We start from the raw sequence: 23,614 nt of genomic DNA, 5'->3' as shown, positions 1-23,614 counted from the left end.
TTCCTAAACATCAAGAACCATATCCAACAGGCGCGCGACGTGCATGGGCTTCCGCTGCGTACCTTCGTCGATTTGCTGGCGGCAAGATGTCCCGTCTGCCACGATAACTGCATCTACGGGCGCTGCTTCCAACGCCGGGAACAAGTCGAGTTGTGCCATCTTTATCGAAACATCGATAGTGTCAGGCGAATATCCAAAAGCTCCTGCCATGCCACAACAACTGCTTTCAATCATGTGAACTTGTGCCCCTGGAATACGCTTCAAAAGGTTTAGCATCGGTGCGACAGCATCGTGAGCTTTCTGGTGGCAATGCCCATGCACATAAATCGGGCGATCCAACGACTTCAGGGGCAAGTCCGGCTGATCGGCTAGAAATTCCTCAAAGGTACACGTTGCGTTCGACAACATCTCCGTTTCCGGCCCCGGGCAAAGCGCCAAAAATTCATCCCGGAACGTGAGGATAGAGGAAGGTTCGAGCCCGACTATTGGAACACCTTTTGCAACCGCCTCTCGCGTCGCGTCAATCACGCGTTGTGCCTCGTGACGCGCTTCGTCGACGCAGCCCATAGCTAAAAGAGTACGTCCGCAATCCAAGGCCCTGTCAGATTGATCGCCTCGCGCCACGGCCACCCGAAGTCCTTTTGCCCGCAAAACCCGGACAGCGGCGCGTAAATTTTCCGGTTCGAAATACCGGTTGAACACATCAGCAAACAACAACACCTGCGGATCATTGTCCTGAGCCTCGGCATCACGGAACGGAGCAGAAGACCACACTGGCAGATCACGTCGCGCTGAAATACCAGTCGGTCCCTCCAATAGCTTACGCGAGGGTGCAATTTTGTTTCGTAAATTCATAAGCCACGCGACTTTCGCGGCTTTTGGCGCATATCGGGGCAGGTAAGCTATCAATTTGTCTGCCAACCTCAGCCCATCTTTTTTACGTTTTGCTGACAATACTTCGATTTTCATTCGCGCCATATCAACGCCAGTCGGACATTCCCGAGCGCAAGCTTTGCAGGACACACAGTACTTCATTGTGTCCAACATGGCATCGGACGACAAACCGCCCGGCATCTGCCCGCTGATGGCAAACCGCAACGAATTTGCCCGCCCACGTGTAGCGTCTCGCTCGTCTCGGGTCGCTCGGAAAGAAGGGCACATAACGCCGCCCTTGAGCTTGCGGCATGCACCGTTATTGTTGCACATCTCGACGGCGCCCTGAAACCCTCCTCCGGCACCCGGCCAAGCAGACCAGTCCAGCGTGGTTTCGAATTCAGGAACCGAATAGTCCTGGCCGTAGCGGAACAGTCGGCGGTCATCCATGGCAGGCGCGTTCACGATCTTGCCGGGATTCATCACCCCGTCGGGATCAAACCGGTTCTTAACCTGCTCAAACGCAGAAACGATACGTTGACCGAACATCTTTTCATGAAATTCTGATCGTACGATCCCGTCACCATGTTCACCTGAATGAGATCCTTTATATTTTTTGACCAGATCAAATGTTTCTTCGGCGATTACCCTCATTGTCCGGACGTCTTTGTCTTGCCGCATGTTCAGCACAGGGCGCACGTGTAAACACCCCACCGAGGCATGCGCGTACCATGTTCCCTTTGTGCCATGCCGGGCAAATATTTCGGTTAGGCCAGCGGTGTAATCGGCGAGGTCGGACAACGGGACGGCGCAATCTTCGACAAAAGAGATCGGTTTGCCTGCCTCTTTCATCGACATCATGACATTCAACCCGGATTTTCGGTACTCGGCGATAGCATTCTGCAAAGAGTTGTCCGTAACAGAGACAACGCCGCCCCACCGGTTTTCCGCACCGCTGAAAGCAAACCCGAGATCTCCCATCAGTTGCGAAAGCTCGACTAGTTTTGCAGCATTGGCCTCGGCGCTGCCCTCGGCGAATTCCACCAGCAGCAGGGCTTCGGGATTGCCTTCAACAAATGCATTAATCGTTTCGCGAAACAATGGGATTTCACGCCCCAAGGCAATCATGGTGTCGTCGACCAACTCTACCGCCTGCGGGTTGAGTGCCACGATGTGCTGGGTGGCTTCCATGGCAGCACGGAATGTCGGGAAATGGCACACACCGGTAACTTTCGCGCCCGGCAGATGAGCCAAGTTCAATTCCAGTTCCGTGAAATAGGCCAATGTGCCTTCTGACCCCACCAATAAATGGGACATGTTGATGTCGTTACCTACGAGGGCGTCGATATTGTACCCGCCCACACGGCGCTGGACTTTGGGAAAACGAGCGTCAATTTCAGCAGCCTCGCGACGCCCAAGAGCGCGCATGTCACCCACAAGGTTCGCATAATCCCCTGATGCGGCCGTATCCGCGCTGAACCGCGCTTCCGTGCCCTCAACCATGATTGCGTTTATCGCACGGACGTTGTCTCGCATGATCCCGTATCGCAGAGACTTTCCGCCTGAAGAATTGTTTGCTGCCATCCCCCCAAGAGTGCAACGAGACGCAGTAGAGGGATCTACGGGAAACCATAATCCATGCGGCTTCAACGCTTGGTTTAGTTGACCCAGAACAACACCGGGCTGAACGCGTGCGATACGTTTCTCAACGTCGACGTCAAGAATACGATTCAAGTGTTTTGTGTTGTCCAGCACAACACCCTGATTGACCGTTTGCCCGCATTGCGATGTGCCACCGCCACGAGGAAGAACCGAACATCCTTCGTCCCGCGCAACGGACATCACGGCTTGAACATCTTCTGTAGATCGGGGAACCACCACGGCGTCCGGTATCATCTGATAGATTGAGGCATCGGTCGAGTATCGAGCAAGCGATGCCGGATCTGACATCACTTCTCCTTGCACGTCGGACAACAGTCGGCGGTACAACGATCCATTCTCTACCATCAGGTACACCTTCCCTTCCGTGTAAGCCTAATTAGACCCTTCACTTCACCGTTGACTGAATAATGAATTCATAATTAACTTTTGCAATAGGTAATAACGCCACTCTTTTGGCACCAGCGTAAGGATGAGTTCAAATGCGTCAGGCGGGCAGACATTTTTTGCAGATTCCAGGGCCAAGCGCTGTGCCAGAGCGCATCCTGAAAGCCATAAGCACGCAGACCATTGATCATCGAGGACCTGATTTTGCTGAAGTGGGGAGTAAGGCCCTCAATGGTATGAAGACGATTTTCAGGACAAAACAGAACGTCTTTATCTATCCTTCATCCGGCACCGGTGCATGGGAAGCCGCACTTGTGAACACGGTTTCGCCGGGCGAAAAAGTTCTGATGTTCGAAACAGGACATTTCGCTTTCATGTGGTGCAACTTGGCTGGAAAACTAGGGTTGCAACCAGAGCTGATTGAAGGGGATTGGCGTGGCGGCGCGGACCCCAATCAGATTGAAGACCGTCTACGTGCGGATGAGCAGCACGACATCAAGGCGGTGTGCGTCGTTCACAACGAAACGTCCACCGGGTCAGTCTCACCAATTGAGGAAGTGCGCAGGGCCATAGTCGCAGCGAAACACCCTGCGCTTCTAATCGTGGACTCCATCTCCGGCCTTGCGTCGATTGATTTTCGGTTCGATGACTGGGGGGTCGATGTGTGTGTCTCCGGCTCGCAAAAAGGACTGATGTTACCGCCTGGTCTGAGCTTCAACGCCGTGAGCGATCGGGCGCTGGAACACTCAAAATCCGTGACCACGCCTCGAAGTTACTGGGATTGGCAGGATATGGTCGGGCCAAATCAGAGGGGGTTCTTCCCTTACACCCCCGGCACCAATCTTCTTTATGGATTAAATGAGGCCATCGACATGTTGCACGAGGAGGGGCTGGGCAACGTTTTTGCCCGTCATACGCGCCACGGAGCCGCGACACGGGCCGCCGTCCGCGCGTGGGGTCTTGAGGTTTTGTGTGCTCATCAAGGTCAGGAGTCGGGAGTCTTGACCGCCGTTAAGGTCCCAGAAGCTCACTCCGCCGATGCGTTTCGTGCTACGGCGCTTGAGCACTATGACATCTCACTAGGAAATGGTCTGTCCAAGGTAGCCGACAAGGTGTTCCGCATTGGTCATTTGGGCGACTTCAACGACCTAATGTTGATGGCCACCCTTTCTGGCGTAGAAATGGGACTAGCCAAGAGCGGCATGCCTCATAACAGTGGCGGCATTCAGGCTGCCTTGGAGCATCTCAAGGCTGCGTAACGCTGGACAGAGTTTCTAAAAACGCAACCAAACCAAGACTCATAGATCTGACAATAACGAACCTTTTTGACTGCCAATTCATAAGGAGACTTACAATGACTCGCATGACGGCAAAAGACTTCGACCAAGAACTCTTGGACTTGTACGACTTTTACGCCCACGGCAAAATCACCAAGCGCCAGTTCCTGGACCGCGCCGGTAAGTTCGCGGTTGGTGGTTTATCAGCGGTTGCGTTGCTGAACATGCTCAGCCCGAACTACGCGCTGGCGCAGCAGGTTTCATTCAACGATTCCGATATCCATGCAGACTATATCACCTATCCCTCACCAAATGGAACTGGCGCTGTCAGGGGATACCTTGTCAGACCGTCCGGTGTGAATGAACCCCTGCCAGCGGTGCTGGTTATCCACGAAAACCGCGGCTTGAACCCTTACATCGAAGACGTGGCGCGCAGATTGGCGAAAGCCGGGTTCATGGCACTGGCCCCCGACGGCCTGACGTCAGTGGGCGGATACCCAGGCAACGACGCCGATGGGCGCGAACTGCAAAAGACAGTGGACCGAGTCGAGCTGATGAACGATTTCTTCAATGGGTTCGAATATCTATTGAACCGAGACGACTGCACTGGAAAGGTCGGAGCTGTCGGTTTCTGCTACGGCGGCGGTGTAGTTAGCGCAATTGCGGTGGCCTACCCCGAACTTGCCGCTGGTGTTCCGTTCTACGGACGCCAGCCAGCAGCCGAGGATGTCGCCAAAATTCAGGCACCGTTGCTGATTCAGATGGGAGAGTTGGACGAGCGGATCAACGCAGGCTGGCCCGAGTTTGAGGCGGCTCTACAAGCCAATGATAAGGTTTATGAGGCCTATATCTACGAAAATGCCAACCACGGCTTCCATAATGACAGCACGCCACGCTATGACGAGGAGATGGCCAACTTGGCCTGGGACCGCACAATTGATTGGTTCAAAACCCATCTGGAGTAATGGGGGATAGCTGCGAAACCCACAGTTCACTGAGAACAAATCCCGTGAAGCCCGAGCGTTCTGACTTTTGTAATCAGTGAGGCCGCTAGGGCCCATGGTCTGTAGACAGAGTGGAACCCATTGCGGCATCAACATCGATAGATAACTTCATTGAAAGTTTCCGCATCAAGTGGATGTTTGATGGCGTTATAACGAACCGAGAACGTCGATGTAGGGGTGTTATGTGAACCGATCTCCAGTTGAGTAGGCCCCTCATCTTCACGTCAATCGCATCAATGCGACCGATCACGGCCAATGATCGCGTGTGCAGAAAGCATCTGCGACAAACCCGAAACTACCTACTGGTTAGTTTGCTAGCCCTGTCCAAAAGCAATTCGAACTTTTCCAGATCAATTTGTTCGAATGGATCGGACAAGATCCCTATATACGCCAAGAGTTCCCGCCTAGCCTTGCTTGGCTTGTCGACAGTCGGAATCCCCTCGTCACTTGCATACATATAGCCGTGATCAATAGTTTTTTGACGAGCATCGCTCAATGAATACCGGCGGTTCGGGCCTCCCAGAACCTCGTCTGCATTGCGATCGTCTTACCCGTCATCTTCCCACCAACATACGGTACAGATTTCATAGTCTCCTCACTCGGCTAGATTCCAGGCTCATTAAACTACAGCCAGAACAAGACGGTAGCTGCGAGTGCAATCGCCGAGAGGAAGACCTTCGGGCACCTGTCATATTGGGCAGCAACCGACCACTAGTCCTTTATACGTCCGAACATGATCTCAATCCGGTTACGGCGTTTGTGGCGGCGCTTGTCGTACTGGACAGGTTAGTCGCGTGATTTTCGACCAAGGATGCAAGGACCTGTTCCCTTGTCTATCAGGGTTTCGTGGAACCAGTCCGCATCATAGCCACGATTTTCCAGCAGCCAGCCAGCAGATGGAAGGCCGTTGATCAGGGCCCTAGCTCATGCGTAATCGCTGAGCTGTCCGGCAGATATAAAGAAACGTCTCGGACGTCCAAGACTGTCGGTATCGCCGTACAACTTCGTATTCATGCCACGCTTTGTAAGCCCGATCAGTCGACCGCGCCCCCCTTTTTTCAGCCGCAGGCTAGAGGCCACGCGATGAGCTTTGAGGTAGGTTGCATCAATCATGACGGTCTCATGATTGGTTCTTTCCACAGCGAACCTAGCCATGATCCGAGCGAACACACCCATGTCGCTCCACCACTTCCACCGGTTGTAGAGTGTTTCGGGCGGCCCATATTCACGAGGCGCATCAGACCACCGCAACCCGTTGCGGTTAATGAAAATAATTCCGCTCAACACACGCCGGTCATCAACCCTCTGCTTGCCATGGCTCTTCGGATAGTAAGGCTAAAGTCGCGCCATCTGTTCGTCAGTCAGCCAGAATTGATTGCTCAAACTAAACCCTTAAAACTCAGGGGCTTGAAACACGCAGCCGACATGGCGGCAACCAAATTAGTGCGTCCATGACCTAGCCCGCACGACGCTCAATCACCTTTGATCGTGGTTTTGAATTCCACGCGTGGTCCAACTGTTAACGCAGATCGGCACCGAAAGCGATGCTGTGATCCCCGGGCACCTTGGCAGAAAGGATCACAATCATGAGTGCCTGAGCCTCAAAATTTCATAGCCAAAATGTTGCCATGTTGGAAGAATAGCTCAGCAATTGGGTGATCCAACACACTGTTACGACACTCAGAAAGCTTCGAGGTTTCCCAGGAGGATCGATGTCATGTCTGCTGACACCACGCCGTCAACCACTACGATATCGACGCCGGTCTCATAGTCTACGTTGTTTCGGGTTATGCCCGAAAGATCGGCGTCAGCGTCCATAAATACCCACTCTGCATTATGCGCCGAAGGTTTTCCGACTGCTACTTGCAATATCGCCAGTGCATCCAGAGCGTTGATCGTACCATCTTGCGTGATGTCTGCGGCGATCAGATTTTCGGGCGATGCTGGTCCCCAGGTAGGGTCCAACCCGACAGAGAGACGGAGCACCTGCAGAGCGTCCAAAGCATTTATCTCCTTGCTGGCGGTGGAGTAGGATTTGACAATATCCAACTCACCAGAGAACGACCCGGAAGGCATATCCAGATCAAATCGCCCTTCGTCATCGGCTCTGACGCTGACTGTCCCTCCGCCATTTGGGGTGAATTTGATTTCGGCGTCTGTCAAACCCGGATTGGTAGTCTCAGAATTCACTGAGATTTCCCCCTGAATTCCTGGTGACCCATTTGACTCCAACCCTTCGAAACCAGCAAAGTCAACCGGGATGTGATCCGGACCACCAAACCCGGTGCCAAATACGTCGGAACTGGACAGGGGACCACCCGAAGCAGAATAAATCTGGATTAGCTCATCCCGATATTCGATCTCGGCCCCTTGTGCGGTGACCGTGAACGTCAGTTGCGAAGGGGTGCGCAACAACAGGTAGTCAAACAAGTCCAACCGGTCTACGCCCACCTCGAAATCCGTAATTGTTGTTGGATCGCTGCCGGACTGCATGACAAAGATATCGGCCCCTGCCCCGCCTGTCATGGTGGTTGCTCCAGCTCCGGCGATCAGAATGTCGTCTCCCGCCCCGCCCAGAAGCGAAGTTTGCAGAATACTGCCACTTAGCATGTCATTCAGTGCGGTGCCGTTTACAGTGCCGAATCCTTCACTCACCACTCCCAGTTCGCTGACAGATGTGGTCAGAAGATTCACGCCAGCGTCTTGTTGCGATGTGACCAGGATCTGCAACTCATCACCAACATGGGCTACGCTCAGGGATTGAACGTTTTGGAGGCCGCTGCCCAATGTATCGGCGAAACTGTCCAGATGGACCAATTGCCCATTGGGTGTGAGGGTGAACAGAGTTATCCCATCATCGCCGCCCCCAGCCACAACAAAAACACGCCCATCTACTTCAATCAGGGAAAGATCCTGAACCGATTGGAACCGCGTATCGAGCGTGTCCAAAACATGATCGGTAGGGATAAGATTGCCAGTATCGCTGAGTTTCATGACGCTGAGCGAGTTGCTGGCGGACCCAGCGACAACAATCCAGGACTGGCCATAGGCCTCGACGACTTCAACAGCCGTCGGCACGGCGATACCCAGCGTTTCGATGGCACTCGTGTTGTCGATTGCCGCCAACATGCCAGTGCCCGCATCCACCTGGAATACAGAGATAGTATTGGTTGCGGCATCAGCCGAAACGACAAACTGCCCTGCCCCAGACTGCAACGCCTGCATCGAATCAGCCTCGCCAACTGCTAGCCCCGCCAGACTGAGCGTGCCGTCGCCGTTTACAAAATATGTGCCAATTTGCCCGGTGCCCTCATGCGCGATGGCTAGAAGATCAGTTGAGCCCAGTGACATTTGCACCAGGGCAGAGACGTCGCCACCTCCGGCTGAAGTTCCGGTCTCGTGCAGATCTCCGATTGAGCCGTCGGAGTTCAGATCATACCCAACCAGACCCGTTGATGTATTCACGTCCAGCACCAATTGATCCTGCCCGCCCAAGGTCACCGGAACGCCACTCCGACCAACAACAAACGTGATGGTGCCAGTGTAGTATTCAGTGTCCACAAGCTGCGGAATTGCCCCGTCGACCAACCGCCAAACCGTGACGCCACCGGCAGGTCCGGTCACGGTGTAAAGATACGTGTCCCCGTTAAACGTTTTTAAAGCGGTATCGCCGATACCTGAATCGAGCGCTGCGCTCCCCGTAGCAACCATACTTTGGAATTGAAGCATCACATCGATCACCCCCTAAGCCACCCCTGGCACGACAACAGGTTGATCTGATGGTCCGAGCAGAACCAAAGCAGGAATGTGGTGAAAACGAGGAGTTCAGTTTCAGATTAACTTAAATTTTCTGGTCCGAACGCGGCAATAATCAGAGGGCAAGACAGATGAAAAAATCCAAACCTGGACTGACCTGCTCCCCTCGGGACATCGCGGAAACCACATGTGAGGGCAAGATGACCAAGGCACCTGATTCCAACTCCCATTTGTCTGATGAGCAACAGCACACCGAACGCAAAGACCACGTGCGGCGGTGGATTGACGGTAAGCTTCGTCGTTGGGCTGGCCGCGGCATCGCTGGCGGGCTTGGCTCTACTCTCATGGCTTTGCCAGCTTTATCTCAGGCAAGCGTCGAAGAGCTTTATGCTTTCCAGTTTGCTGAAACAATTTCAGGTGTGCGGTCCGTCAAATTGCTGGAGAATGGTGATGTTGAACTGCGGATGGCCGATGGCCGCACGCTGATTGTTGCCGCCGAAAACGTCCAGGTCCTGGATAGCGGCGCAATCATGATCGCGGAAGAGGCGGTTGCTGAGATTGCTCAATTCAGTGTAGCGGAAGCTGGCGGCGCTGCCGCCGGAGGCATCGGTGGTGCCGGAGCCGCTTTGGGCGGTGTAGGGCTGGCCGGGGCCGCCGCAGCAGCCGGTGGCGGAGGGAGCGAGAGAGAAGACGGCGGCCCGGTTGAGACACCGACGCCGACACCGGCGCCAGCACCCAGCTTCCCGAGCCTGAACCTGGCCGAATTGCAATCCACTGCATTGAACAGCGCCATCACAGGGTCCACCGCGCCAGAGGGGACGACCACGGTTGAGGTCACAATTGGCTCGGTGGTCACAACCGTCACACCGGACTCCGATGGCGACTGGAGCATCTCTCTTACCCCGTCGGAGGTCAGCGGACTTCCGCAAGGTGTTACCACAGTGACGATCAGGAATCTGGACGACTCGGGAGAAGAGATTTCAGTCCAACTTGTCCAATTCGATATAGATACGGTTCCGCCCACCATCTCAATTTCCGGGTTCTCGGATGGCGCTGTGCTGAACTCAGCCGAACAGTCCACTGACCTCACCATAACTGGCGCGACGGATGCCGAGAATGGTCAAACGGTGACCTTAACATTGAACGGCCAGTCATATACCGGGACGGTTTCCGGTGGGCATTGGAGTGTGACGGTCCCATCGTCGGACCTGGCCGCTTTGCCCGACGGTGTGACGATTGCTGTTACCGCCGACGTCGCCGATAGGGCAGGCAACCCCGCCGTTCAGATCAGCGGAAGTTTTGACACAGACTTCAGCGCGCCGGTTGTTACACTGGATTCGGTTGCAGGTGGCTCAATCGACCTTGCAGATATTGGTGGCGATTTGTCCGTAACCGGGACAACCACCGCCGAAGATGGTCAAATCGTCACCCTCACGCTTGACGGCGAAGTTTACACCGGGACGGCCACGGGTGGAAGCTGGAGCGTCACGGTTCCCAATGCCGATCTGAGCGGGCTTATCACCGGAGTGCCAGCCTCGATCACCGTGGCCGTAGAAGATGCGGCAGGTAATCAGTCGGCGCCGGTTGCTGTGTCGGTCCCGGTCGATCTGGCAGGTCCTTCGATCGCCATTGCGCCCTTGTCTGTTGGTGCAATTTTAAACTCCGCAGAAGTTAGATCGGACCTTACCGTAACCGGTACAACTGGAAATGTCGGCGACGGACAGCAAGTCACTGTGACTTTGGATGGCCAGACCTATACCGGAGTTGTATCCGGAGGCAGCTGGAGCGTGACGATCCCGTCTGGTGATCTGGCCGCGCTTGCTGACGGTGGAAGCTTTAGCATAACCGCGGATGTAAACGACTCAGACGGCTTGGCTGCACCGCAGGCTGACGTGAGCCTTTCTACAGACATCACCGCGCCAACACTCAGCATCGACAGCTTTTCGACCGGCGCCATCATGAGCGCCGCTGAACAAGGCACTGATTTGGCGATTACAGGATTAGCAACGGCTGAAGACGGCCAAGTTGTGACTGTCATGATGAATGGTCAATCCTATTCCGCTAGCGTATCAGGCGGCAGTTGGAGCGTCTCCGTTCCTGCAGCAGACTTGGGTGCCCTGCCCGATGCTACGACCATAAATGTCACTGCAGACGTATCCGATACCGCAGGCAATCACGCAATTCAGGCCAGCAACGGATTCGACACAGATTTCACGGCACCCGCGATCGCCATAACGAACCTTTCAGATGGTGCCGTCATGAATGCGGTCGAGCAAGGCACTGATCTGACCGTATCCGGCACGTCGGACGCTCCGGATGGTAGCATTGTGACGGTCGAAATTGCCCGGGCTGACGGGACCGTTGATGTCACCGGAACCGCAACAGTTTTGGGTGGAAGTTGGACATATACGGCAACAGTCTCGGATCTCAGCGGACTACAGGATGCGGAAAGCTACAACCTCAATGCCTCGACAGCCGATGCGGCGGGAAACACCGGTCAAGCCACAGACAGCTTCACCACCGATTTCACTGCGCCCTCGGTCACCATTGATCCACTGTCCGTTGGTTCGGTTTTGGATGTGACGGAACAAAGCTCAGACTTGACCGTATCCGGGACGACAACGGCCGAGGACGGGCAAACCGTTTCGGTCACGCTGGGGGGCCAAACTTATACGGCCATCGCAACGGGAGGGACCTGGTCCACCACTGTGCCCACAGCGGATCTGGCTGCACTCGCAGATGCAACAAACTTTCCAGTATCTGCCAGTGTCGACGATGCAGCGGGCAACAGCGCATCTGCAGCTACAACATCCGTCACGACGGATTTTCGACCCTTATTGAGCATGAGCTCGATCGGTACAAACAACGCTTTTTCACTGTCTGACGCACAAAGTTCGGGTTTAAACATCAGCGGCTCATCGATCGGATTGGCAGCAGGCCAGACCGTCGACGTGGTGTTGAACGGCGGTTTAGTCGGGGCGGCAACTGTTGCGATGGACGGTTCCTGGTCTCTAAACGTACCACCTTCAAGCTTTTCCGGCTTCGATGCGGGGGATGACCTAACTTTTGCTGCACAGGCAACAGTGTCGGGTGGACCGAACCCATTAGCAGTTTCCAGCGAGGCCACGGCGCACGTCCCAGCAGCATACGTTATTACTGAAGTGGGACAAACCGGGACAACCGTAACATTTGCGATCCACGCCGATAGTGACCGCGACTTGTCAAGCGGACTGGCCATGACAGCAGAGCTTGAATACGACTCAACCGTTGTCACTTTCGATACAGGCTCAGACACCGAAAACGGTGACTTTGATTTGTTCTTGGTCAACCCCGGTGTTGGAGACACGGTAAACTTCGCGGGAGCCGCGACCACCTTTACCGATCTGTCGCAACCGTTGGTCACGTTCACCATGACGGTTCAGGACCCAAACCAACCGATCATTCTGACGATCACCACACCGGATGGCGGCCCTACAGATTTCCAGCTTGGTACGGATGGAAATGACACTCTCACTGCAACCGGCGTGGATGCCATCATGCGCGGTGGAGATGGCGACGATTCCATTGATCTTAGTGATGCAGGACGGGACATAGTCGTGTTCGAAGCCAACCCTGCCGACAATGGTGACGACACCGTGACAGGGTTCACGATCGGATCGGCAACTGATGTTACAGATGCCTTGATGTTCAGTGGACTTGATGTCAGTTCCTTGCGGGGCGATGGAACCGATTTCGAAACATTAACTCTTGGTGATGCACTTGGATCGGACACCGGGTTTGTAGGCCTGACAACCATTCTTTCGGATCTGACCGAGGGGACAATTGAAGCCGCAGTAGAGAGCTTTATCGGCGCGGTCTCAGGAGATGAATTGTACCTGCTCGCTACAGACGGGACCGACAGTGTCTTGGTCAAAGTCGACTACTCTGCTTCCGACGCAGCAACGATCGACACAGTCGCAACATTCGACGGGTTGGGTGACTTGAGCGGTCTGAACTCAGACAACATCCTTCACACCGATCCAACAGGCGCAGGCGCCTAATCCAAGCGTTCAATTGGTGAAGCAATAACAAAAATCGCACGAGGGTGTTATGGCACAGAATGGGTTAACTCCAGTCAGCTACAAAATGCACGGGCACCGATTTTGGCGGCGTTTCAAGTCGTATGACTTCGCCCGTGACCTTACCGATTGCCCCATAGTTGAGGCAGAGGTCCTTCAAGGCGCTGCCGCATTCCCGATTGTGTTCAAGGCCGCCGATGCGGGGGTCGAACCAGTTGCCTTGCTTTCGATGACGCACGGAGCATCGACGCCGTTTGTCTCGGCTGATGGTACATGGTTGGCGACCTATGTACCGTCGGCTTTGCGTTGCCCTCCATTTCACGCATCTCGGATCGAACCCAAAAACGCGATCACAAATCAGTTCCAACTATTTGTGGATGAGACGCTAGGGCTTGTTACCGACGAGCCATCCGATGAAGCTTTTTTTGATGAAAGCGGTGTATTGGCGCCGGAACTGCAAAAGGTAAGTGCGTTCTTTCAGGCGCGCATCGCTGCGGCTGAAGAAACCGCTAGGCTATGCGATGTCATCGCCGAGATGAATCTCTTTGCCCCGGTCGCCAATCATCACGGTATCGAATTTCCTGATGAAACACTGGGCATAAACTCTAAAGCACTCAAAGGTTTGTCACAGGCGCAGAAGACGATGCTGGCAAGCTCCGGCGCCTTGCGATTGATACATGCGCACCAGATTTCACTTTCACACAGTTCGTGGTTGACGCAGGCGCAGCTGCAGGCAGGGCAGGCTGAAAAACAGCCCAGACTCAACAGTATGCCCAGTGTTTCAGATTTCCTCGATGCCATTGCAACAGCCCAACACAGCGAGCAAAGGCTTGAATCTAGAGAGGGGAAAAACCTCCATGCCAGTGTTTGAACAACCTCTAATGCGGCTCGCGGCGTTGATTCTAACCGCCCAGCTTTCCGCCTGCATCGCTCCCCCCGATATGTCGATTGTAGAGGCCTCGTTTTCTGGGGGAACCGCAGGTGCCGGAGCGACGCGATCCTCCAGAAATCTCACCCAAAGTGGTTTTGGAAAGATGATCCAGCTAGCGGTAGAAACAAGCCCCAACCTGGCGCAAAGCAACACCAGAATGGAACTCACCACCGCAAACCAAAACGCAGCCAAAGGCGCATTCCTGCCGCAGGTATCGCTGGGATTAAACGCAAGATCCGAGCGCATAAAGTCAGATACAGCGGATGTTTCACCCTATTTGCGTGTTTCCCAATTGGTCTACGACGGCGGTGCAGCTGCGGGCGATCTGGCCGCGGCCCAGGCACGTGTATTGGAAAGCCGGGGCGATCAACTGCAGACCGCAGCCGCTACTGCACTTGCGGCGATTGAAGCCTACGCAATCGTTCTGGATCAGCGTAAAATTCAGGACATTAACGCGCAAAATGTTTCGGTACATGCAGCGTTGGTGCGCCAAATATCCGATCGGGCGGCGGGTGGTGCGGGTTCGAACGCTGATGTTTTGACAGCCCGCTCCCGTATGGCCGATGCCCGTACAAGTTTCACCGATGCCAAGGCGCGCACTGACCGCGCCGAAGCGCGGTTTCGTGAAGTTTTTGGAACGGTGCCAGGTACGTTGCCGGCACCTATTGCCGCCCCAAAGCTGGCTCGCAGCGACGCCCAGATTGTAAAAGACAGTCCGCAGGTCCGCCGTGCCAATGCAGGTTTGCTCGCAGCCAAAGCACAATGGACCGCAGAGCAGGCACGCCGACAACCTGATGTACGGGTGGCTGCCTTTGCAAATCAGGACGACAGCCGCGATGCAAACTTTGGCGTGGATATATCGTTCAACTACGAGTTGGACAGCACTGGTCAACGCCGCGCTGCTATCGCAGCTGCCGAAGCACAGGTAAAAGAAGCTGAATTCGCGCATGAAACTCTGATCCGCGAGATTACCCGTGAACTCGAAGGCATCCGCTCGGACCAGAAAGCGGGTGCAGAAAGACTACGTGCCGCACGGGTCGCTGCAGCGGCCAATGCAGAAAGTGTCGCCGCCGCGCGCGAGCAGTTCACCATTGGACGACGAAGTTTTATCGAAATTTTGGATGCGCAGCGCGACTACGTAAATGCTCAGGAACGATTGATCTTGGCAGAACAGAGCTTTTTTCTAACCAATTACGCGGTGTTGAGCCTGACCGGGGATATTCTTGATCTGCTTGGAGTTGCCCCCAACACTTGGGACGTGCCCTCTTGAAACACGATAGTTCGGTTGGAAATAGTACCTCACTAAGCCCTTTTGAGGCTTGTCTTTTGAACGTGGCTTCCACGTTAGATCGACCACTGAGTCTTGCCATGCTGCACGCTGCTGAAACTGGGTTGCAGGAAGGCCTAACCATCCAGGATGCAATCTCCGTTGCCCAGAGGATCGGATTGCAAGCTGGGTATGGCGCCAGGCGCCTGAATGCCTTTGACGACACTTTGGTGCCCGCAATACTGCTGTTGGCTGAAAACGAGGCTGTAGTCTATCACGGGCGTTCGCCCGACGGGGCGCTATTGATATTTGACCCGGCGATTGGCGAAGGAATTGGCGAAGTTTCCGAAGACAGATTCCTTAACAAATATACCGGATATGCAATTCTGTTTCGCAGAAACCACAATAGCGAGATGTCCTTAAGCGGCCCTGCCCAACACGGGCACTGGTTCTGGTCGGCTCTGGCTGTCAACCGGTGGTCATACATTCAGGTTGCACTCGCGGCAGCATTGGCAAACCTGTTAGGCCTGTCCACATCAGTTTTTATCATGGTCGTCTACGATCGGGTTTTACCGAATGAAGCCATGGAATCCCTGATTGCTTTGACGGCGGGGGTTGGTCTGGCACTTGCGTTCGATTTTGTGCTCAAGGTGCTAAGGGCTGGGTTTATAGATAGGGCCGGGCAAAAGGCCGATATGATCATGGGTCGTCGCGTTTTTGACCAATTGCTCAACATCGAAATGAAGTCACGCTCGGGTTCGACCGGGGCAATGACCAGCACTGTTCGGGAATTCGAAACCCTGCGCGAGTTTTTCACGTCGGCAACTTTAGTGGCCGTGGTTGATCTGCCTTTCATTGGATTGTTTGTGTTGGTTATCTATCTGGTTGGTGGGCAGCTCGCGCTGATCCCCGCTTTGGCAGTGCCCGTTGTGTTGCTGGCGGGACTGGCAGCGCAACCAATCTTGTCGCGAATGGCAGAAAAGAGCTTGGCAGATGGACAGTCCAAACAATCCGTTTTGGTGGAAGCAGTTTCTGGTTTGGAGACCATAAAAACCACATCTGCAGGTCGACAAATGCGTTCGCGCTGGCAGGCTGCAATCGCACTTCAATCCGAGCACGGTGCGCGCAGTCGGGCCGTGACGCAATTTGCCTTGAACTTCACAGGGTTCACCCAACAGGCAGCGCAAGTTCTGATTGTTTTCTATGGTGTTTTTCTGATCTCAGAAGGTCAGGCAAGTATGGGCGCACTGGTTGCATCTGTGATGCTGACTGGGCGGGCGTTGGCGCCGTTGGGCCAGCTAGCCCAAACCCTTACCCGAGTTAACCAGGCGCGAAGCGCGTACCGAAATCTCAATGCACTCATGCAAAGCGAGAGCGAACGTCCCGAAGGTCGCAACTGGATAAATCGAGCTGGGTTCAACGGGGGAGTTTCCTTTAGCAACGTGCATTTTGCCTATCCGGACAAAACTGACGACGCGCTTAGCGGTGTTTCCTTCACAATAAACCCGGGTGAAAAGGTTGCGATTCTCGGACAGATCGGGTCCGGTAAAAGCACTATCGCACGGTTACTGTTGGGCCTCTACAAACCGCGAGTCGGGTCTGTGCTGTTGGACGGGCTGGACATTCGCCAGATCGATCCTGGTGACTTGCGCCGTAATATTGGGTCCGTTTTGCAGGACGTATGGCTTTTTTCTGGATCTGTTCGGGACAACATTGCCAGTGGTGCGATCCGGCCTCGGGATGAAGACCTAATCGAAGCGGGGCGCATCGCAGGCGTAGAAGACTTTGTTGCCCGTCAACCCGTTGGATATGACCTGCAACTTGCAGAGCGTGGTGAAGGGCTCTCGGGTGGGCAAAAACAAGCGATTGCTCTTGCACGGGCGCTGATCGGGCGGCCGCCGGTGTTACTGCTTGATGAACCTACAAGCGCGATGGACGTCAAGACCGAAGCCGAGGTGATCCAGCGCCTGAAGCACGCGACCAAAGACACGACACTGGTGATCGTGACCCATAGAACGAGCCTGTTGGATCTTGTTGACCGAGTGATCGTGATTGAAGATGGCAAAATAGGTGCGGATGGTCCCAAAAGCATGCTGACGCAGCATGTTCGGCGTTCGGGGAGGCACCTGAATGTCGCGGCATCCTGATTTGGCGGCTTTGGCGCGTGAAATGCGCGGCGGCTCATCGATTAGGGGTTCACTTCTTCTGTTGGTGGTTCTCTCCTGTCTGCTGGCGGCTGGGACTTGGGCGTATTTGACCGAGTTGGATGATGTTACACGCGTGGATGGCCGGATTGTACCTTCGGGCGACGTGCAGCTGATTGAGGCAACCGAACCTGGTGTGTTGCAATCTGTCCATGTTCGGGAAGGGCAAGTGGTCGATAAAGGCGCATTGCTGATGGAGTTGGATACGACACAGATCGACAGTCAGCTAAGCCAGGAACAACAGCGTGCTTTTGGTCTCATGGCACGTGCCCTCCGTTTAAGTGCAGAGATTGACAGCATCGAACTCGCGTTCGACGAAAACCTGATCAAAGGTGCACCGGCCGTCGTGCGGTCAGAAACCGCATTGTATCAGGGTAGGCAAGCTGAACTGCAAGCCGAAATCGCCATTCTGGAACGTCAAAGGCAGCAACGGCACCGTGAATACGAAGAAGGTTTGGTGGATCAGGTCACCGCGGATGAAACGCTCAAAGTTTTGTCCGAGGAACGAGCCATCATGGCCCCTTTGGTTGAACGTCACATGGAACCGGCCACAACCCTATTGGCATTGCGCCGCAGCGAAGCCGAATGGAAGGGTCGAAAAGTCAGGGCCAGGGCCGTGGTCAACAGATTGAAAACCGGTTTAGATGAAATCGACGACCGGATTAAGGCCACGCGCAGCCGCTTTCGAAGTGCTGCGCTTACTGACTTGGCTCTTGCGACTGCCGAACTTGCGACGCTGCAACCCGCCCTGCCCGCGTTGCGCGACCGGGCGGCGCGGGCTCAGGTGCGGTCGCCGGTTCGTGGGATCGTCAATCGGATACATCGTACAACTATCGGTGGCCTCGCTCGGAGCGGAGAGGACCTGATCGAAGTTGTGCCCTTGGATGAGACGCTACTGGTAGAGGCCTATGTGCGACCTGAAGACATCGCTTTCTTGCGGGCTGGCCAACCGGTCAAAGTGAAGATCACAGCATATGACTTTGCGCGCTATGGCGGGCTGGACGGCGAAATCATCCGGATCGGAGCTGATACGATCACGAGGTCCGAACGGAATGACGAGGAGGTCTTCGTTGTAGAAATTCGAACCAGTAACACAATGCTCGACGCAAGCGGAATCGCGGTTGAAATCATTCCCGGAATGATCGCTGAAGTCGATATATTGGCCGGTCGGAAATCGGTTCTGGATTACTTGGTGCAACCAGTTGTGAAAATAAAGGATCGTGCGTTGCGTGAGTGAGGCAATGCCCAGCGAGGTTTTCTGAAAAACGCTGCTGAGTGGAACAGTTTTGGCGCAGTCGCGTTTCTCAGCCCGATTTCACCCAACACTCGTATGGACGAACGTATCAACGCTTCCCAGCATAGAACCCTGAGCTAATCAAAACGCCCTGAAAACCAGAATGGCAATCAAAAACAAAGGTCCTCTCACCGCCACTTCACGTCACCCAAGAAAATGTATCCTGCCCCGTAGATGGTTTTGATTAGCTGTGGGTTTTTGGGGTCTTCACCAAGCTTTGTCCGTAACCTCGAAATGCGCACATCCATTGCACGGTCGAAACTATCGCCCGCGGCGCCACCTAACGATTCTTGCATTTGGCTGCGGCTAATCAACCGCTTTGGGCTTTCCAAAAACAAACGCAGCACTTCTCCTTCTGCGTGACTGAAAGGTGTTTGCGTGCCCCCTTGATCTTCGAGAATGTATCGATTGAAATATGCCGTCCAACCGTTGAATTCCGCTATTTCCGAAAGCGTGGATTGGCTGCGTGGTGAACGCAGTCTGGCTCGGACGCGCGCGACGACCTCCACTGGATCGAAGGGTTTGGTAATGTAGTCATCAGCGCCCAATTCCAATCCCGTTACGCGATCTTGAACCTGAGCTCGACCGGAAATGATAATCACGGCTGCACCCTGTTCCAAAGCCAGTCTGTGAACCAAGGCCAGCCCATCTGTGTCCGGCAGGGAAAGATCGACCAAGCACACGTCCGGTGTGACACGGTTTAACGCGGCCTCAAACTCTCGCGCCCGAGAGAAACTTTGCGTGCGAAATCCAGCTTCTTCCAATGCGTCCGTCAGGATGCGTCTGATTTCAGGCTCATCATCTAGAATGGTTATCAGTGGTTGTGACATCAGGCGGCTTCAGTTCGGATAAGGGCCGACAATTGAGCCTGCGAAAACGGTTTGCGCAAAACCGGCGCGACGGCCAACGCTTGTCGATGCAGTGGATCCGAAAAGGGCAAAGACGTCATCAATATACAGGGCAATCCAGTTCTCAGCTGCTCCATCAGGTTAAGACCTGTGCCTGTTCCTTCCAATCGAATATCGGATAGAACCAAAGCAATGTCTTCAACGCTTAGTGTAAGGGCTAGCGCCTCATCCACCGAGGTTGCCTCGATCACCGAAAAGCCCAAATCCACCAACATCTTCCGGAACTCACCGCGAAGATCATCATTGTCTTCCACCAAGAGAACAAGCCCTTCTTGCTCGGGTGGCGCTGGGCGATACGGTAGCCGTAGAACAACGGAAGCGCCTGAAGGGGTGTTTCGCAGGTTCAGATCACCGCCCGCCAATTTTACTGTGTCGTAGACCATAGGCAATCCCAATCCGGACCCATCGTTACCTTTCGTTGTAAAAAACGGGTTCAGTGCCTTTTCCAACGCCTCGGAAGAAAATCCGGTGCCCGTATCGGACACTGTGATCTCAACCCAGATTGATCCGACGGCGTGGGCACTTATGGTGATTTGCCCAGATCGGCCACAGGCATCGCGTGCATTGAGCACGAGGTTAAGCAACGCATCCTGCAGCATACCTGGGTCCAGCATCAGAGCTTGGTCCGGTAGGTTGTTCACAACCGACAATCCGACACCTCGTGGCAGTGAGGGCGTTGCCAGAATCCGTAAGTCCTCTAGCAAACCCTGCATATCCGTTGATTTCGGCTGTGGGGTCCGATTGCCCGTCATGTCTGCGATACGGTTCAGCAGCTGGCCGCCTCGGCGCGCGGTTTGTTGAGTAGCAGCGACCAATTCGTGGGCTTCTGCCGGAATGGTCATTTTGTCCAAACGGGCCTGCATGCCGAGGATTATGGTCAGCAAGTTTGAAAAATCATGGGCTAGTCCGCTGGTCATTTGTGCAGCCATCGCCCTGCGTCGCGTCTGTTGCAAGGCAACGCGGGCCTGTGTTTCCTCGGTGATATCCACAGACATCACATAAACGCCCCCTGCCCTGTCCGGCGTAAAAGACACCCTTATACGACGGGAATCCTGATCTTCGGTGAACTCAAAAACGGATGTCTCACCGTCGTAGGCTTTTCGCAAATGGGGTTCAACACGGCCAAAAGCGTTGGCCCCCAGCGCTTCGGAAATATGGAGACCGAGAATCTCGGACGGGCGCCCAGGCATAACCGCGCTGAGGCGGCGGTTCGAGTAGTCATACCTCCCGTCAGCACCCAGATGCGCAATATGAGCGGGCATCATCTCGGTCGTCATCCGAGTCCGCGCTTCGATTTCGGTCAGCTCCCGTTTGGCCTCTTCCAGCGCAGAGATCGTCGCGGCCAGTTTTCGGTTGGTGGCCGACAGTTCTTCGGCATGACTAATAAGTTGATCTGACAGTTCTTCGGACCGGGCGCGCAGCAGGTTTTCTGCCCGCCGAGTCCCGGTAATGTCGGTGTAAACCGCGACCCAACCACCCTGCGGCAGTGGTGCGCCTTCTACGGACAGCACTTGTCCATTGGGGCGAACACGCTCCATATAGTGGGGCTCAAAGGCGAGCGCTTGTTCCACACGCAGTTCGACCATTTCCTCGATACTGCCTTCCTCACCATACTCGCCGCGGTCGGCCAGAAAATAGATGGTGTCGCGAAACAATGCTCCGGGTTTCACCAGGTCATCTGGCAGGCTGAACATTTCTTGAAAGCGTCGATTGCTGAGCACGAGGCGCAACTTACTGTCATAGATGGAAAGCGCCTGGCCGATCAGGTTCAGCCCCGCGGTTGTCATCGCTTTTATACGCTGTTCGGTAACGTCCAATATTGTTCTCCCCGGCACATCCGTAACATCAGAATTCGTGCAGGTGTAGAGGGGTCAAAAACAATCGGTGCGACCCTGAGAAAACGCCAGCGGCGAAAATATAGGCTTCGGCAAGCCAACGGACTCAGAACACTAACGCAATTACTTAGCCAAAGTGGCCCTTCCACAGAGTATCAACCATAAAGACTCGGTGCTTTTCGAAGTTTGGGCCATTGGGCTGGGCAGTGACCAAAAATCACGAACGCGCCACGCTTATCGGCCAGCTTCATCAATCGGTCTGCGCTGGCAATGGCCGCCGCTCGATTCCAGGACCCAGGAAATTCTTCATTAATTTCAGCCGGTCGCGAAATGGCGTCGCTTGTCAGTAGAAATGGGCCAGACGGCAAATCGACCATCAGTGCGATCTGCCCTGGTGTGTGACCCGGCGCAGCCAGCACATTCAACCCCGGTCCAATCAGAACATCACCTTCGACCTCAAGGTAGTCGCGGTCTGGCCAATCCAATGGTTGCATGCCGCCCCAATACAATGGCCTAGCCAGCGCGCGTTCTTGCGTTGAAATCAGGATCGGGACGCCGGGAAACGAACCCAGCCCACCCACGTGATCTATGTGGGAGTGGGTGCAGATGTGCAAAGTTACATCCGCAGGTGCCAGACCTAACTTAGCAAGCTGCGCTACGGGCAGGTTTTCCGGCCCACATTCAAGCACCTCCCCAAATTCATACAGTCGGTCTTTGGTTGAGGCGGCCTTTTTGTCCATCGCATATTTTTCGGGGAAACCTGTATCGATCAAAATGGTTTCACCAGCGTCCGTGCAAATCACGAATCCGCAGATCCCGATGACACGACCGTCGGAACGTACCTTGAACAATCCGTAGTCCAGAACCGACAGCGTCAGTGGACGCCCTTTGATGAACCTTTCTGCCTGCACCCTTATCCTCCGGCAATTTCCAACAAGCATTGTGGAGGGGTCACGAATGTCAACAGACTTAGATCGTTATGGTACCGGCCAGCGTGGTTTTGACAAATGACCGCTTTCGGCTGTGCAAATCACACCCATGGAACCCAAGTAAGAAGACCAGTTTCCCATGCGTCGCAAACAGACGTGACCAGCTTACTGACCCATGTTAGGGGCCGTTGGAAAGGGCATTTCATGACAGCGAATACTAAACTACAAAACCCCACAGCTGGCATTGCCTTTGTCCTGGTTGGTATTGTCGCGATTTCGGTCAACGATATGCTGATCAAATTCCTGTCGGGAAGTTACCCTTTGCATCAGATGGTGTTCACCCGATCCATTATTGGTATAGGCTTCAGCCTCGCCCTGGTGCAACTCGAAGGTGGTTGGCAGATTCTGAAGACAGATCAGCCATGGTTGCATTTGCTGCGGGGTGTGCTGATCGTCGCCGCAAATCTCACTTTTTTCACCGCTTTGGCTGTTATGCCGTTGGCTGAGGCGACGGCAGTTTTCTTTGTCTCTCCTTTGATGATCACATTGCTGAGCATCCCCTTGTTGGGGGAAAAGGTTGGCCCGATGCGGATCGGGGCCGTGATCGTCGGTTTTGCTGGCGTGATCATCATGACACGCCCATGGGAGAGCGGCGATGACCGCTCGGTCAACCTGTTGATGTATATTCTGCCTGTTGTTGCCGCCTTGACCTACGCCCTCAATAACGTATTGACCCGACTTCTTGGCGCTAAATCCAAGGCATCCGCAATGGCGGTCTACATTCAGGCGGCGTTCATCGTTGTCAGCCTGCTATTTTGGTCAATGGCTGGCGACGGACAATTTGCACAAGGCGTTGAAAACGAAAGCCTGATCTTTCTCTTGCGGGCTTGGGTCTGGCCGGACGGTTCGGATGTCTGGTTGTTTGTCGGACTTGGGCTAAACTCCGCAATTATCGGGTATTGTCTGGGACAGGCCTACCGGATGGCCGACGCCGCTACTGTGGCGCCGTTCGAATATGTTGGGTTGCCGCTGGCCATAATTTGGGGCTGGCTGATCTGGGATGAATTGCCAGGCCTGGCAGGGATGGCTGGCATCGCCCTCATTTTGGGATCGGGGCTGTTTGTTTTCTTACGCGAACGGCAAAAGAACCGAGGCATTGTAAGCAGAAAACGCGTTCACCGACGATATTGACGCCGCAATAAACGCGGCGTCAATTTGATTTTCTTGCCAGG

General features: G+C 54.5%; 13 protein-coding genes and 1 pseudogene. 8 read left to right on the top strand and 6 right to left on the bottom strand.

Annotated elements, in window-relative coordinates; all coding sequences use genetic code 11:
- Positions 1–3 precede the first annotated feature (3 nt).
- Positions 4–2,880: an FAD-binding and (Fe-S)-binding domain-containing protein gene (locus Q1B13_RS23010; RefSeq protein ID WP_299084558.1), complete on the bottom strand. Its 2,877-nt coding sequence runs from the start codon at positions 2,878–2,880 to the stop codon at positions 4–6.
- Between the two features lie 134 nt (positions 2,881–3,014).
- Between Q1B13_RS23010 and Q1B13_RS23005 the strand changes: the two genes are divergently transcribed.
- Together Q1B13_RS23005 and yghX are read left to right on the top strand one after the other, a co-directional pair.
- The gene (locus Q1B13_RS23005; protein ID WP_299084561.1) at positions 3,015–4,178 is read left to right on the top strand and encodes an aminotransferase class V-fold PLP-dependent enzyme; all 1,164 of its coding nucleotides are present in this window, start codon (positions 3,015–3,017) and stop codon (positions 4,176–4,178) included.
- Positions 4,179–4,273: 95 nt separating this feature from the next.
- On the top strand, positions 4,274–5,161 hold the full coding sequence (gene yghX, locus Q1B13_RS23000; protein WP_298937529.1) for a YghX family hydrolase: 888 nt from the start codon (positions 4,274–4,276) through the stop codon (positions 5,159–5,161).
- 663 nt (positions 5,162–5,824) lie between these two features.
- Here yghX and Q1B13_RS22995 read toward each other — a convergent pair.
- Positions 5,825–6,583 (bottom strand): annotated as a pseudogene (locus tag Q1B13_RS22995) (IS5 family transposase).
- 297 nt (positions 6,584–6,880) lie between these two features.
- Complete coding sequence (locus tag Q1B13_RS22990) at positions 6,881–8,824, bottom strand: dockerin type I domain-containing protein (RefSeq protein WP_299800534.1); 1,944 nt, start codon at positions 8,822–8,824, stop codon at positions 6,881–6,883.
- 263 nt (positions 8,825–9,087) lie between these two features.
- Between Q1B13_RS22990 and Q1B13_RS22985 the strand changes: the two genes are divergently transcribed.
- From Q1B13_RS22985 to Q1B13_RS22965, 5 genes are read left to right on the top strand one after another with little or no spacing between them, the layout of a single operon-like run.
- The gene (locus Q1B13_RS22985; RefSeq protein ID WP_299084566.1) at positions 9,088–12,996 is read left to right on the top strand and encodes an Ig-like domain-containing protein; all 3,909 of its coding nucleotides are present in this window, start codon (positions 9,088–9,090) and stop codon (positions 12,994–12,996) included.
- Positions 12,997–13,045: 49 nt separating this feature from the next.
- On the top strand, positions 13,046–13,885 hold the full coding sequence (locus Q1B13_RS22980; protein ID WP_367180726.1) for a SapC family protein: 840 nt from the start codon (positions 13,046–13,048) through the stop codon (positions 13,883–13,885).
- A complete protein-coding gene (locus Q1B13_RS22975) occupies positions 13,809–15,215 on the top strand; it encodes a TolC family protein (RefSeq protein WP_367180725.1) in 1,407 nt (468 codons plus the stop codon). Before Q1B13_RS22980 ends, Q1B13_RS22975 begins: the two co-directional genes overlap by 77 nt.
- Positions 15,197–17,359, top strand: coding sequence for a type I secretion system permease/ATPase (locus Q1B13_RS22970; RefSeq protein WP_367180724.1), 2,163 nt, complete (start codon positions 15,197–15,199; stop codon positions 17,357–17,359). The genes Q1B13_RS22975 and Q1B13_RS22970 overlap by 19 nt, the downstream gene beginning before the upstream one ends.
- The gene (locus Q1B13_RS22965) at positions 17,343–18,653 is read left to right on the top strand and encodes an HlyD family type I secretion periplasmic adaptor subunit (protein ID WP_299084572.1); all 1,311 of its coding nucleotides are present in this window, start codon (positions 17,343–17,345) and stop codon (positions 18,651–18,653) included. Before Q1B13_RS22970 ends, Q1B13_RS22965 begins: the two co-directional genes overlap by 17 nt.
- 185 nt (positions 18,654–18,838) lie before the next feature.
- Here the strand turns inward: Q1B13_RS22965 and Q1B13_RS22960 are convergent, their stop codons facing one another.
- From Q1B13_RS22960 to Q1B13_RS22950, 3 genes are all read right to left on the bottom strand, one after another.
- Positions 18,839–19,540, bottom strand: a complete 702-nt coding sequence (locus Q1B13_RS22960) for a response regulator transcription factor (protein WP_299084574.1) — start codon at positions 19,538–19,540, stop codon at positions 18,839–18,841.
- Positions 19,540–21,435 (bottom strand): PAS-domain containing protein, encoded by a 1,896-nt coding sequence (locus Q1B13_RS22955; protein ID WP_299084576.1) that lies wholly within the window; start codon positions 21,433–21,435, stop codon positions 19,540–19,542. The genes Q1B13_RS22960 and Q1B13_RS22955 overlap by 1 nt, the downstream gene beginning before the upstream one ends.
- 173 nt (positions 21,436–21,608) lie before the next feature.
- Entirely contained in the window at positions 21,609–22,364 is a 756-nt protein-coding gene (locus tag Q1B13_RS22950; RefSeq protein WP_298937518.1) for an N-acyl homoserine lactonase family protein, read from the bottom strand.
- 222 nt (positions 22,365–22,586) lie between these two features.
- On the opposite strand from Q1B13_RS22950, the gene Q1B13_RS22945 reads away from it, so the two are divergent.
- Entirely contained in the window at positions 22,587–23,573 is a 987-nt protein-coding gene (locus Q1B13_RS22945; protein WP_299084579.1) for a DMT family transporter, read from the top strand.
- Positions 23,574–23,614 lie beyond the last annotated feature (41 nt).

This window comes from uncultured Ruegeria sp., assembly GCF_947489545.1.
Lineage (GTDB): Bacteria > Pseudomonadota > Alphaproteobacteria > Rhodobacterales > Rhodobacteraceae > Ruegeria.
The sequence above is the reverse complement of the archived record's forward strand: the minus strand, read 5'-3'. Positions and strand labels throughout refer to the sequence as shown.